Below are 13,155 nucleotides of genomic sequence, written 5' to 3' on the forward strand. Positions count from 1 at the left end.
GAAATGCTGGCCTTAAGGATCGGTGGGGCGCTTCGGGGCGGCACCCTTGGCTGATTTTTTGGGTGAAACGGCCTTGAATGAACTCGTGGCCGGCCGGCGCGCTGCTGCACGCGACTCCTTTAGGGTATCGCCATTGTCTTGAGCGCCGCCGTCGAAGGAATCTGACACACCCTCCTCCTGAAGCGCTAGAAGGTCCTCCAAGAGGCCGCGCAGCTCTGAGCGAACAAAATCACGGGTAGCAACTTCACGCAACGTAATCCGCAACGCGGCCACTTCACGTGTCAGGTATTCGGTGTCAGCCAAATTACGCTCATTGCGGGAGCGGTCCTGCTCAATCTGAACCCTATCCCTGTCATCTTGACGGTTCTGGGCCAGCAGAATCAGTGGGGCTGCGTAGGAAGCCTGCGTGGAGAAGAACAAGTTCAGCAAGATGAACGGGTAGGGGTCCCATTTGAGTCCAAAGAGGCCAATGACGTTGATCGCGATCCAGACGATCACAAAAATGGTCATGTACAGCAGGAAGTTGGCTGTTCCCATGTAGCGGGCGAACCGTTCGGCGAAGCGGCCAAAAAGGTCCGGATCACTGGTCAGGTTGGGCAGGAGCCGAGATTTGAGCTCCAAGGGTGTGTCCAGACCGCCGTCCCTGGCGTGATGCCGCTCAGCCAATGCGTCCTCCTAATTTCTTGATGGGGGCACCATCTTCATGGGTTCGCCAATCCTCGGGCAAAAGGTGATCTAGTAGGTCATCAACGGTCACAGCCCCCACCAGGCGGCCCTCTTTGCTGACTACGGGGAGAGAGTTCAAGTTGTAGGAAGCCATGATGTGGCTGACCACGGAGATGTCATCCTGGTCCGAGACAGGTTCTAAGTTTTTATCCACAATGGTGCCCAACAGTTCCGGTGGGGCGCTGCGCAGCAGTTGCTGGATATGCACCACGCCAAGGAAACGTCCCGTGGGTGTCTCCAAGGGGGGACGGCAGATGAAGATGGCTGAGGCGAGAGCGGGGGAGATATCTTCACTACGCACATGGGCCAAGGCTTCTGCCACGGTGGCTTCCGGGGGCAGAATTACCGGCACAGGGGTCATCAGTGCGCCAGCGGTGCCTTCCGCATACTGGAGCAGGCGGCGGACATCCTTGGCTTCATCCGGTTCCATCAGCAAAAGCAGTTCCTCGGCCTTGGCCTGGGGAAGATCGGCAAGGAGGTCCGCAGCGTCGTCGGGGTCCATTTCTTCAAGGACGTCTGCTGCGCGTTCATTATCCAATGCGGAGAGCAGCGTGACCTGGTCATCTTCCGGGAGCTCGGACATGACGTCAGCCAGGCGCTCATCTTGGAGTTCGCTGGCAACCTCCACCCGGCGTTTGTCACTCATTTCCTGGAGCGCATCGGCGAAATCGGCGGCCTTAAGATCCTCATGTGTAGCTACAAAGAATGTGGCGCTTTGTGGCTCTGCCTCATCTTCCGTGCGGGCCTCGGCCCAGTCAATGAGCATGGTGTGGCCACGGCGCAGCCCGCGCAGACGTGAGGTGGAGGCACCACGCCTCACAAATAGCTTGGTCACCAGCCAGTCCCCGTGACGCTGCTTATCCATGGCAATGTCTTCAATAACAGCAAAGCCGCTACCGTCCACCAACGTCACCTTGCGGTCAAAAATGCCGCCCAGAACCAGTTGCTCGGCCCCGCGCTGTTCAAAGCGGCGCAAGTTGACTAGTCCTGTGCAAATAATTTGTGATTGGTCCATGGAAGTCAGCCGTGTCATGGGCACAAAAACACGCTTCTTGCCCGGTACCTCCACCACAATGCCCACTGCGTGGGGGGCTGACTGTGCGCCACGGCCCAGCACCACCACGTCACGGAGCTTGCCGAGCCTGTCGCCGAGGGGGTCAAAGACGTCAAGGCCCAACAGACGGGCCACAAAGATGCGGGTAGGTTGTGTGCTCACTCTTACAGGCTACTTCCCATGCCAAAGAATGGCCCAACAGAAAGGCCCAACGAAGCGCAAAAAGTGGCGCCCGTGCCGAAGAAGCGGAGCAGGCACACTGACATTGTTCATTTCACTGCCAGCGATACTCCAGCCAACGTGCAGGAAAATGGGGGACAATAGAGAGATGGCAAACCTTTTTGGACGCTCTCGACCCCTGGATGAGGCCCGCATTGTTCCCGCTGGAGAAACAATCGGTTCTTATACTTCCTACTTGGATGCGCAGAAAGCGGTCGATTACTTAGCCGATGAGAAATTCCCCGTCCGGCACGTTTCCATTGTGGGCAACGATCTGAAAATGGTGGAACGTGTCACGGGCAAGCTCAGCTACCCCCGGGTGGCCCTCACTGGAGCCATGACAGGGGCTTGGTTTGGCTTGTTCATTGGCGTCATGCTCAGCTTCTTTGACTCAGGAAGCAATGGCGGTGCCCCGTACATCAATGTCATCACCTCAGTATTCCTCGGTGCTGCCCTGTGGATGCTTTTCGCGATCATTGGCTACGCGGCACAGCGCGGTAAGCGTGACTTCACCTCCACCAACCAGGTGTTAGCTTCCAGCTATGACGTGATTGTCACCCCCGATGTGGCCGGTGAAGCACGCCGCCTGCTGACCCAGCTACCCATGAACTCCACGGCACAGCGGCCCCACACTTTTCAGGGACAAGGCGGTTACCGTCCGCCCGTTCAGCCCCCTGCATCGACGCAGCAAGCTCCTTCCCGCCCCGAGGGTTGGCATGACCCCTATGCGCCGGCTGAGCCTGGTGCTGAGACAGCTCACGCGGGTCAGGACGCTGACGGAGCCCAGTCAGGGGCCACTCCCCGGGGCCAGTTCCATGATCTGCCGGATGGCCGCCCGCAGTACGGCATCCGGGTAGAGCCCGCGCCGGCGCCTTCTGCTCCCGAGGAGCCCAACGGGCAGCAGCAGTAGCCCCACCTGAAGTAGCCCCATCTGAGGTACGACGGCGGGAGGTCACCTTTTTGTGAAAAGGTGACCTCCCGCCGTCGTACCTTAATATGGGCGCGTACTCGATCCTCAGGGGAGGACGCGGAGTGCAGCGGTGGCTGGCGGGGCGGGGATCGCCGCCCCAGCGCGGTGGGGAGGCGCCGTTGACTTTCCGTTATGGAATGTGTTTGACTTTCCACTATGGAAAATCAATCAGCCCGCGAGGCCCAAGAAGCACTGACCGCCATCGCCAGTGCTAGAAGCAACGCCGCCGAACGGCTCACCACACCGTGGTGGTACCACCCCGTGCTGGGCTTGCTGGCTGCCATGTTTGTCGTGACCATCACGATTGGCGGCACCGTGGCAATCATCGCCGTGACCGTCGTGTATTTCCTGGGCATCGGCATCCTCATGGGTGCATACAGAAAAAAGACGGGAATGTGGATCAACGGCCTCAAAGCGGGCAGGGCCAGCTGGTGGACGCTGCCCGTGGTGGTGGTCATGTTCGGCGGCCTGGCCGGTGCGTACTATTTTCACGCCGAGAAGGGGCTCGACTGGCCGGCCTGGGTGGCCGGAATCGTTGTTTTTGTTGCCGTGAATGTCTTTGGCCGGGGCTTCGACGTGGCACTGCGCAAACAGCTGCGGGAGAAGCTGTGACCGTCCAACTCAACGAGGTCATCCATGCTCCCAACCGGCTGCAGATCTGTGCGTTCCTCAGCGGCGTCAGCCAAGCTGAATTCGGCACTATCAGGGACATGCTTGGCGTGGCCGATTCCGTGACAAGCAAACACTTGAAGGTCCTAGAACATGCCGGCTACCTCACGCTGAGCAAACCAACAGGCAAGGGACGGGTCAAGACATGGGCGGCGCTGACTCCCGAAGGACAACTCGCCTACCAGGACCATGTCACGGCACTCAAGGCGCTCATCGCCGGGGTGTGAGAGCAGCGTGAGGAGGGCTCCCGGCGTCGTACTTGAAAGGCAAAAATGCCGCCGCTTGGCGCATTTTGCCTCAGGAAGTCCTGCGGCAAGGTACGGCAAGCGGCGACAAAAGCGCGCCAGGGGAGTTAGTCGGAGAGGTTCGCCATCCACTCCTCGACGTCATCCGGGGTGCGGGGCAGTGCCGCGCTGAGGTTCACGGGCCCGTTGGCGGTGATGAGGATGTCATCCTCAATGCGCACGCCGTTGCCGCGGTACTCGGCCGGGATGGCCAGATCCTCATCCTTGAAATACAAGCCAGGCTCGATGGTGAAGATCATGCCTTCGGCGATGACACCGTCAAGGTAGAGCTCTGCTCGGGCCTGGGCGCAGTCGTGGACATCCAGCCCCAGGTGGTGGCTGGTGCCGTGCGGCATCCAACGGCGGTGCTGCTGGCCATCGGCTGATAGTGCCTCTTCCACAGAAACTGGCAGGAGGCCCCAGTCAGCGAGGCGGCTGGCCAAAACTTCCATGGCGGCGGTGTGAACGTCGCGGAACTTCCGTCCGGGGACGGCTACGGCGAAGGCGGCATCGGCAGCATCCAGGACGGCCTGGTAGATCTTGCGCTGGACCTCTGAGTACTTTCCGTTGATGGGCAGTGTGCGGGTGACATCCGCCGTGTAGAGGGAATCAGCCTCGACGCCGGCGTCCACCAGCAGCATGTCACCCGGTTTGACGGTGCCGGTGTTGCGGTTCCAGTGCAGCACGGTGGCGTTATTGCCGGCTGCGGCAATGGTGTCATAGCCGAGCTCGTTGCCTTCTTCGCGGGCGCGGGCGAAGAAGGCCCCTTCCACTACGCGTTCACCGCGTTGGTGGGCTACTGCGCGCGGCAGTGCCTTCACGATGTCTTCGAAACCTTTGATGGTGGCTGCTACAGCCACCTTCATCTGTTCAATCTCCCAAGCGTCCTTGATCAGGCGCAGCTCGGACAAGGCTTCCGCCAGCTTGCCGTCGAGGTCATCGAGGGCCCCGAAATCGAGGGCGTCGGGATTCGCTGCAGTGTTGTAGCGGGCCGTGTCCACCAGTGCGTCAATGTTCTCATCAACCTTGCGTACTAGGCGGATGGAGGTGCCGCCCACGCTGGTCTCACCAACATTTTTGGTGATGCCCACTTCCAACTCGGTAACGTCAGCGGTGGGCAGTCCCAATTGTGCCGCAAATTCGGCCAGGGTGGGGCGGCGGCCAATCCAGAACTCGCCGCTGCGCGAATCAGCGTAGAACGCCTTGGTGTCCCGGCCAGCCATGGGACGGAAATAGAGGGTGGCTCTGTGATTGGAGCCGTTGTCCCCTTCACCTTCTGCCACGGGATCCAGCACCAGCACGGCGTCGGGCTCATGGTCCACGCCCAGGCCGCTCAGGTGCGCGAAGGCGGAGTGCGGGCGGAAACGGTAGTCGCAGTCATTGGAGCGAACCTTTAGCGGCCCGGCCGGGATGACCAGGCGTTCGCCTGGGAATTGTAATGAAATTCCGTGGCGGCGGCGTGCGGCGTGGTCTGCCACCTCGGCGCGGGCCGGGAGTTCAGCTGATGTGGGGGCCCAGCTGGAGGCCATGAAAGTACGGAAGGCGTCCGAATCGGGGCGGTGCGAACGGTTGTTCACGCGCTCCTCAAGGGGCAGCTCGCTTGAAGGGTCGGGGTGCACGGAGGTTTGCTCTGTCTGGTTCACCCCTTAAGTCTCCCACCGCTTACGCATTGGGACAAAGGTGGGGCGAAGCGACGTACGCTTGGAGCGTGAAGATCGATTTGCACACGCACTCAAATGTTTCCGACGGTACACAGCCGCCCGCCGAATTAGTGGCCGCGGCTGCAGCGGCCCGCCTTGATGTCATGGCGTTGACGGATCATGACTCAACGGATGGCTGGGCCCCAGCGCTGCACGCCGCCAAGCTGCACGGTGTAGGGCTGATTCCAGGCATGGAAATCTCGTGCAAAACAGCTCGAGGCATCAGCGTGCACTTGCTGTGCTACCTCCAAGACCCCCTCCATCCTGGCCTACTGGAGGAGATTTCCAAGGCCAAGGTGGCCAGGCAGACTCGCGCCGAGCGCATGGTGGAGCGCCTCGCCGAGGACTACCCGCTGAATTGGGATGACGTCAGTGCCCATGTTGCCCCGGGTGCCACCGTGGGCCGGCCCCACATTGCGGACGCCTTGGTGGCGGCAGGCATTGTGTCCGACCGCAATGAGGCCTTCGCCAGCATTCTTACCTCGCACTCGAGGTACTTTGTCAGCCACTATGCCGTGGACCCGGTGCTGGCTGTGGAACTTGTCCGCGCCGCCGGGGGCGTGCCCGTTTTTGCCCATCCCGTGGCTACGGGCCGGGGCCGCGTGGTTGAACCTGAGATTTTTCATGACATGATCGACGCCGGCCTGCTGGGTTTGGAGGTTGAGCACCGGGACAATCCTCCCGAGGGACGTGCGTGGCTGCGGGTGCTTGCCCGTGAGCGCGGACTGTTTATGACAGGCTCTTCCGATTACCACGGGGCGGGAAAACCCAATCTGCTCGGCGAAAACCTCACCTCACCCGACGCACTGGAACGGCTTCTGGAGTGGGGCACAGGAACGGCGCCCTTCCTGCCATAGCGCCAATGGTTGCATCATTGTTATCCTTTGATGCTCGTAATATCCATCATGGCGCAGACTGAGGCTGTTAGTGTGAAGCACGTTATTGGTTCGACTGGGCAATCAACACTGCTCTCGAGCCCGTTGTATTCCCGTTGCCGGCTGAACGTCAGCCGTTGAATTTCCGGTAGTGGATGCACCTTGTCGGTGCTCTGCTTTGGGCCGCCTGCGCAGATAAAACTGCTTGCCTTGGCGGCTGGTCCCGGGCGGGGAAGTGCGCCTGTTGGATCCTTCACCGGATTGCTTATGCATCTTTTTTGGGCGGCGCACGCTATTTTGTGGCGGAATGCCGGTGAGTTCCGTCCTTGCGAGAGGATATGCATGGTGCCGGATGGCGCAGGACTTCACCAGCTTGGGGGCTGGACAGTAATAGGGCTTTTAGTGTTGTTTTTTGGCAGCACTTTCATGATGACTTTGTTCATTGGTCGCAAAAAAGAAAACGCAGACGGCTACATGACCGCCGGGAACAAGGTGGGGTTCGGCATTTCGGCCGGCAGTATGACGGCCACGTGGATCTGGGCGTCCTCAATGTACGCCTCAGCCACCTCCGGATACACCTATGGGATTTCAGGGCCCATTCACTATGGCCTGTGGGGGGCGTTGATGATCTTGTTCATCTACCCCTTCGGTAAGAGGATCCGGGCAGTGGCACCGAAAGCCCACACCTTGGCTGAGGTTATGTACGCACGCCACGGCAAGTCCAGCCAGCTCATGCTTGCGGGGTCCAACATTGTTGGCTCAATGGTCAGTATCACCTCCAACTTCATTGCCGGCGGGGCACTAATTTCGCTGCTTTCGCCCTTCAGTTTCACCCAGGGCATCCTGTTCATTGGTGGCGGAATCCTGCTGTACTCGCTGTGGTCCGGATTCCGTGCCTCGGTGCTCACCGATGCCATCCAGGTGTTTGCCATGCTGGGTGCTGTGGTCATTATCATCCCGGTGGTGTTCTTTGCTGCGGGTGGCACGGACATGTTGGTGACGGGGGCGTCCAAGCTGACACCGCAGCAGTCCAACTTCTTCTCCTCCGAGGCATTCCTGAACCAGGGCGCCCCGTACATTGCTGCCGTTCTGGCGTACGCCATTGGCAACCAGACCATTGCGCAGCGCCTCTTTGCCGTCCGTGAGGATCTGATCAAGAAGACCTTTATCACGGCCACGGTGGGCTACGGGGCCACGATCATTGGCATTGGCATGCTCGGTGTCATGGCCCTGTACGCTGGCGTTGCCCCGCTGGATGGGGATACGAATAACCTGATCCCGCAGATGGCGGCCACCTACCTGAGTCCCGTTTTGTTGGGCATCTTCTTGATCATGATCATCGGCGCGCTCTCCTCGACGGCGGACTCGGACCTCTCCGCCATGTCCTCGATCATGATGGCCGATATCTACGGGCAAAACATTGCCAAGAAGGGTGAAGCGAATCCCAAGACCATGCTGTTCGTAGGCCGCATCACCATGATTGTGGCCACCGGCGCGGGCCTATACTTCGCCAGCGGCAAGCTGAATATTTTGGACTTGCTGGTTTTTGTCGGTGCACTGTGGGGTGCCCTGGTGTTCCCCGTCATCGCCAGTTTCTACTGGCAAAAGGTCACCAACAAGGCGTTCACGGTCTCGGTCCTGGTGGCTTTGGCCTTCTTCCTGCCGATCCGTTTCGAATGGATACCCATGACCGGTGCCACCGGCATCATTGTTGATGTGCTCTCGGTCATTGGCATCGGTGTGGTGCTGGGCTTGATGGCCTTTGGCTTCTTTGGGCTAAAGACCGCCAAGATTGTGGCCGGTGTGGCGATGGTGGCCGCGGCACCCTTCGCCATCGGCTTCTTGCACGGCTACACAGTCTTGTCCGGTTCGCTCGTGGCCTACGCCGTCAGTACCCTTGTCTGCTACTTCATGTGTTTTAGCAACAACGCCACGTTCGACTTCGACAGCATCAAGAAGCGCATTGGCGACTTCGACGACCGCGCCGAAGCTGACCACACCGACTCCGGTTCACTTCTTGAAAAGAAAGCGTAGGGAACAGGCATGAGCGTATTTTTTCTGACCCTTTACATCCTGATCTGGCCCGTCATTGTGGCCGGGGTGCTCTATGTCCTGGGCAAAGCATTCATCCAAGAAATTCGGGCAGCCAAGCGTGAGGGCCGCCCGCTGATCTAGTCAGTGGCCGCCTGATCCAGGAGCCTACTGATTTAAAGCTTAAAGAACTTTGCTCCCACCACCCGGAACGGGTTGTGGGAGCAAAGTTCTTTAAGCGGTGTTTAGTCGGGGTGCTTATTCGCCCGTAGCGGGCTTATTCACTGTCTCGCCATTGCGGCGGCGGGTCCGGGTGCGCCGTGCCCGGGGAGCATCCGCAGGAGCGCCTGCCTCAACCGGAGAGCTCTGCGCCTGGGCAGGCGCTGCGGAGGATGTCCGGCGGCGGTTGCGGCCGCCGTCGTTCTTCTCGCCTGTGGGGCTCTCATCGCTTCGCTTATCCCCCGTGCGGCTCTCATCACGGCGCTTCTCACCATGGCGGGCCCCTGAGCGGTTCCCTCCACGGTTGCCTCCCCGCTCACCTTCACGGGGGCCCCGGCCCGAATCTGCCTTGGGGGAATTGCGCTTGCCTGTCTCGCCCAGATCCTCCAGAACCTCGGCGTCAATGCCGGCGTGCGTGCGCTTATCGCGCGGCAGACGCCCCTTGGTGCCAACCGGAATATCCAGATCCGTGTACAGGTGCGGGGAGGAGGAGTACGTTTCTATGGGTTCGGGTACGCTCAGGCCCAGGGCCTTGTTGATGAGCGCCCAGCGGGGCATATCATCCCAGTCCACAAACGTCACGGCCGTACCCTTGTTACCGGCGCGGCCCGTACGGCCCACACGGTGCAGGTAAATCTTCTCGTCTTCAACGCACTGGTAGTTGACCACGTGCGTGACATCATCAACGTCAATGCCGCGGGCAGCAACATCTGTGGCAACAAGAACATCCACCTTGTTGTTGCGGAAGGCACGCAGGGCCTGTTCGCGGGCACCCTGGCCCAGATCGCCGTGAATGGCAGCGGCGGCGAAGCCGCGGTCAACGAGTTCCTCGGCAACCTTCGCGGCGGTGCGCTTGGTCTTGGTGAAGATGATGGAACGGCCGCGGCCGTTGGCCTGCAGGATCCGGGCCAGGACCTCGATCTTGTCTAGGTTGTGGGCGCGGTAGATGAGCTGGCGGATATCGCGCTTGGTCAGGCCCTCGTCATCCGGATCAGCCGCACGGATGTGCGTGGGCTGGGTCATGTAGCGCCGGGCCATGGCCACTACAGGGCCGGGCATGGTGGCCGAGAACAACATGGTCTGGCGGACCGCCGGAGTGCCGGCAATCAGCGTTTCAACATCCGGTAGGAAGCCCAGATCCAGCATTTCGTCGGCCTCATCCAAGATGACCATGCGGACGTGCTTGACGTTCAGGTGGCGTTGCTTGAGCAGATCGATCAAACGGCCGGGGGTGCCAACAACAAGTTCCACACCCTTCTGCAGGGCTTCGACCTGGGGTTCGTACGCACGGCCGCCGTAAATGGTGGCGATACGAATGCCACGGTGCTTGGACGCTGTGGTGAGGTCGCCGGCAACCTGGACAGCCAGTTCACGCGTGGGCACAATGATCATGGCTTGGGGTGCGCCCGGGGCTGCCAGCTTTTCAAAGCCCTCATCCTTGGGAGCCACAATGCGGTTAAGAGCGGGGATGCCGAAGCCCAGCGTCTTGCCGGTACCTGTCTTGGCCTGGCCAATGATGTCATGGCCGGTCAAGGCGATGGGCAGTGTCATGGCCTGGATGGGGAAGGGGTGGGTGATCCCGGCTTCCGTGAGGGAGGAAACAATCTCGTGGTGCACGCCAAAACTGGCGAACGTTTCCTTTTCTTCCTGGCGTGCCGGCTCGTTACTGCTGAGCGTGCCGTCAATTTCAACTTTTTCGTTGCTGTCCTCTGCTTGCAGCAGGGAATCTGTTTCAATGCTCAAATGCTTACCATTCAATTCGTCTATACAAGGTGCCGCCAACCGGGCTCAACGCGGGCACAAGAGGCCTCACGGAACCGCAGAACAGCGGCACTACCTTAGGGGAAGCCGATCGCGGGCTTGCAAATTCGTGCCGTCCCAAAGCCAGAAAGGCGGGTATGGGAACAGCTGATAAGACGCGCGTAGGGGCGGGCTTGTTGAAACAAATACTAATAATCAACGACCGGGCATCCATGTCTACACCCTCAGTCTAGCCTTACCACTTGAAAAAATTTGCTGCCCAGGCTCATATGACAGGGGTGGCGGCTTGCGCAAGAACGAACTTCACCTTCCGGGTGGCGATGTCCACGGACTCCAGTTTGACCCGAACCACCGAACCCGGCTCCAGATCACCTTCACAATATGCACTCACGGCCGGCACCGTGATCTGGATGAAGGAGCGGGCTGCGGCTGCTTTGGTGGTGTGGCCGTTCTTATTGGGCCCGGCAAGTACCACGGCGTCAAACTCGCCTCCCACCTGATGGCTGAGCAGTGCGGCCTCCACTGTGTCAATGGCTGCCTTGTCCACTTTGTTGGCCAGCTGATTCGAGGCGGCCATGATCTCTGGAAGTTCGTCCAGTGCTGCAATGGCCCATTCCGGAACGGCCTCTTTGGCGCAGAGAGCGGCACAAATGGCCAGTACAAAACGGTCCACCAGCCGGCGCAGCGGCGCGGTGGTGTGGGCGTAGGGTGCCGCAACGGCCGCCTGTAAAATCTGTTCCGGGACGGTTCCGTTGAACGGGGTGTAGCTGGCGCCCCTGAACAGTGTGGTGGCGGCGTGCATCAACGCGAGATGCTTCGGATCTGCCGTATCCAGCGTGCGTAAGTACGCCCCATAAGCCATGTCATGACCCCACGGTTTGCCCAACGCGAGACTCTGGCGGCGGAACGCTGCAATGGCTTCCTCGTCAGGGGCCGGCATGGTGCGCAATATGCCCACCTTGCCCTCAATCATGACCTGGGCCGCGGCCATTCCGGTGAGTAGTGAAATTTGCGCGTTCCAGTCCTCGATGGGCAGGTTGGGGCGGAACTCAAGCACGTACTTGCCCTCAACTAACTCAACTTCTTGTGCCGGTACGTTCAGGCTGGCACCACCGCGGGCCCGTTCCAACGTGATGCGTTTTGTCCCAATCTCAGCCAAAAGCGCCAAGATGCCAGCCACCGCGGATGGTCCGGTCCCGGCGTCGTACATCTCCTGAGCTTGCTCATAACCAAGCTTGGCAATGCTGCGCACAGTGGCGCGCTGGACCGAACAGCTGGTCTGGGAACCATCCGCGGCGAGTTGGATTTCCCAGACGTAAGCCGAGCGCGGATCATTGGCGAAGAGGCTCGCGGCGGCCTCGCTCAGGCGCAGCGGGTGTAGCGGGATGCGCTGGCCGGGGGTGTAAATGGTTTGGCCGCGGCGGCGTGTCTCGGTATCCAGCGGACCGCCAGCGGGGACAAAGGAGGGCACGTCAGCAATGGCGTAATAGACCACGTAGCCGTCTCCGCTGCGCGCCAGATACATGGCTTGGTCCAGGTCCAAGGACGTGGGCGGATCAATGGTGATGAAGGGCAAAGCGGTCAGATCCGGTGCGGGCAATTGGTGGCCGGCGATGACCGTTTCAACCTCCGCCAGCACCTCCGGGCCAAATCCGTCCGGCAGTCTGAATTCCTCGCTCAAGGCGGCTAGGGCTTGGGCAAGGGAGGCTTGCGCGGCGCTGCGTCTAACGCCAATGTAGGAGTACGGCACTATTTCAGCGTAAACGATTCCCCGCCGGAACGAGCGCGGCGCGGCACGGACTACGCTGGTGTCTATGAGTATTTCAGCGTCCGAGCCTGACGATTGTGTTTCCGCGGGTGAACTGAGCGCCCGCTATGACAACTTTGTGGTGGATTTGCTGGGCAGCATCGCCTATGGCGAACTCTCAGCCTTTGAGCGGTTGGCTACTGATGCCCGTCACTCCCCGTCGCTCTCCGATAGGGCGGTTCTGGGGAAAATGGCTGTTGCAGAGTTTGGCCACTATGAGGCCATGTGCGCCCGGCTGGTGGAAATGGGCATGGACCCGGAACTGGCCATGGCTCCTTATCAGCGCATGGTTGATTCTTTTCACGAACGGACCCGGCCCGCGGACTGGCATGAATCCTTGATGAAGGCCTATGTGGTGGAGGCCATCACGGAAGAGTTTTACGCGGCTATAGCCGAGCGTCTGGATGAGTCCACCCGTGAGGCCGTAGCCAAGGTGCGCACCAGCGATGAGCAGTTGCAGGAACTGACCACCTTGTTGAAGAAGATGCTGGCCCAGGACCCCCGGTTGTCCTCCCGTCTGGCGTTGTGGGGGCGCCGCCTGGTGGGGGAGGCTCTGACGCAGGTACAGCGGATCGGCGCCAAGCACAGCTTCTTGATGGGGTTGCGAGCTGATGCCACGCAAGAGCAGGCCGCGGCCGACATTGCCACCATTTTGAGTACGCTGACCCGCAACCACTCCAGGCGGATGAGCCAGCTGGGCCTGACCGCGTAGCTTCGCGGCTCTACGCGTGTCCCCGTGAATCGATCCGTGAGAAAAGGTCGCTTTGACGTCCCAAAGCAGCCTTATCTCACGGATCGATTGTGCGCAGCACATATTTCAGCGCTTCCATGGCTCCCATC

General features: G+C 60.3%; 12 protein-coding genes. 7 read left to right on the plus strand and 5 right to left on the minus strand.

What is annotated here, in order from left to right:
• Positions 1–12 precede the first annotated feature (12 nt).
• Together RY113_RS00415 and RY113_RS00420 are read right to left on the minus strand one after the other, a co-directional pair.
• The gene (locus RY113_RS00415; protein WP_179442468.1) at positions 13–666 is read right to left on the minus strand and encodes a DUF1003 domain-containing protein; all 654 of its coding nucleotides are present in this window, start codon (positions 664–666) and stop codon (positions 13–15) included.
• The gene (locus tag RY113_RS00420; protein ID WP_110107211.1) at positions 659–1,942 is read right to left on the minus strand and encodes a magnesium transporter MgtE N-terminal domain-containing protein; all 1,284 of its coding nucleotides are present in this window, start codon (positions 1,940–1,942) and stop codon (positions 659–661) included. The genes RY113_RS00415 and RY113_RS00420 overlap by 8 nt, the downstream gene beginning before the upstream one ends.
• A 166-nt stretch (positions 1,943–2,108) precedes the next feature.
• On the opposite strand from RY113_RS00420, the gene RY113_RS00425 reads away from it, so the two are divergent.
• The 3 genes from RY113_RS00425 to RY113_RS00435 all read left to right on the plus strand — a co-directional run bounded on the left by RY113_RS00425 (position 2,109) and on the right by RY113_RS00435 (position 3,865).
• Positions 2,109–2,909, plus strand: a complete 801-nt coding sequence (locus tag RY113_RS00425) for a general stress protein (protein ID WP_315912903.1) — start codon at positions 2,109–2,111, stop codon at positions 2,907–2,909.
• A gap of 216 nt (positions 2,910–3,125) precedes the next feature.
• Complete coding sequence (locus tag RY113_RS00430) at positions 3,126–3,581, plus strand: hypothetical protein (protein ID WP_315912904.1); 456 nt, start codon at positions 3,126–3,128, stop codon at positions 3,579–3,581.
• Positions 3,578–3,865, plus strand: a complete 288-nt coding sequence (locus RY113_RS00435; protein WP_110107208.1) for a transcriptional regulator — start codon at positions 3,578–3,580, stop codon at positions 3,863–3,865. Before RY113_RS00430 ends, RY113_RS00435 begins: the two co-directional genes overlap by 4 nt.
• A gap of 125 nt (positions 3,866–3,990) precedes the next feature.
• On the opposite strand, the gene RY113_RS00440 is transcribed toward RY113_RS00435, so the two are convergent.
• Positions 3,991–5,565, minus strand: coding sequence for an aminopeptidase P family protein (locus RY113_RS00440; protein WP_315912905.1), 1,575 nt, complete (start codon positions 5,563–5,565; stop codon positions 3,991–3,993).
• A gap of 65 nt (positions 5,566–5,630) precedes the next feature.
• Here RY113_RS00440 and RY113_RS00445 point away from each other — a divergent pair, with 65 nt between their 5' ends.
• From RY113_RS00445 to RY113_RS00455, 3 genes are all read left to right on the plus strand, one after another.
• Positions 5,631–6,479 carry a PHP domain-containing protein gene (locus RY113_RS00445; protein ID WP_110107207.1) on the plus strand — a complete coding sequence of 283 codons (849 nt, stop codon included), beginning with the start codon at positions 5,631–5,633 and terminating at the stop codon, positions 6,477–6,479.
• 360 nt (positions 6,480–6,839) lie between these two features.
• Positions 6,840–8,531: a sodium:solute symporter family protein gene (locus tag RY113_RS00450; protein ID WP_110107206.1), complete on the plus strand. Its 1,692-nt coding sequence runs from the start codon at positions 6,840–6,842 to the stop codon at positions 8,529–8,531.
• Between the two features lie 9 nt (positions 8,532–8,540).
• Entirely contained in the window at positions 8,541–8,672 is a 132-nt protein-coding gene (locus tag RY113_RS00455) for a putative transporter small subunit (protein WP_211315159.1), read from the plus strand.
• Between the two features lie 114 nt (positions 8,673–8,786).
• Here the strand turns inward: RY113_RS00455 and RY113_RS00460 are convergent, their stop codons facing one another.
• A complete protein-coding gene (locus RY113_RS00460; protein ID WP_396334190.1) occupies positions 8,787–10,433 on the minus strand; it encodes a DEAD/DEAH box helicase in 1,647 nt (548 codons plus the stop codon).
• Positions 10,434–10,773: 340 nt separating this feature from the next.
• On the minus strand, positions 10,774–12,258 hold the full coding sequence (locus RY113_RS00465; protein ID WP_315912907.1) for an RNB domain-containing ribonuclease: 1,485 nt from the start codon (positions 12,256–12,258) through the stop codon (positions 10,774–10,776).
• A gap of 64 nt (positions 12,259–12,322) precedes the next feature.
• Between RY113_RS00465 and RY113_RS00470 the strand changes: the two genes are divergently transcribed.
• On the plus strand, positions 12,323–13,027 hold the full coding sequence (locus RY113_RS00470) for a ferritin-like fold-containing protein (RefSeq protein WP_110107203.1): 705 nt from the start codon (positions 12,323–12,325) through the stop codon (positions 13,025–13,027).
• Positions 13,028–13,155: the final 128 nt, after the last annotated feature.

Origin of the sequence: Arthrobacter sp. lap29 (assembly GCF_032458965.1) — a bacterium.
Lineage (GTDB): Bacteria > Actinomycetota > Actinomycetes > Actinomycetales > Micrococcaceae > Specibacter > Specibacter psychrochitiniphilus.

Coding starts and splice junctions, on each gene's coding strand:
- RY113_RS00425 (WP_315912903.1), top strand. CDS start 2,109: ATGGCAAACCTTTTTGGACGCTCTCGACCCCTGGATGAGGCCCGCATT.
- RY113_RS00430 (WP_315912904.1), top strand. CDS start 3,126: ATGGAAAATCAATCAGCCCGCGAGGCCCAAGAAGCACTGACCGCCATC.
- RY113_RS00450 (WP_110107206.1), top strand. CDS start 6,840: ATGGTGCCGGATGGCGCAGGACTTCACCAGCTTGGGGGCTGGACAGTA.
- RY113_RS00455 (WP_211315159.1), top strand. CDS start 8,541: ATGAGCGTATTTTTTCTGACCCTTTACATCCTGATCTGGCCCGTCATT.
- RY113_RS00470 (WP_110107203.1), top strand. CDS start 12,323: ATGAGTATTTCAGCGTCCGAGCCTGACGATTGTGTTTCCGCGGGTGAA.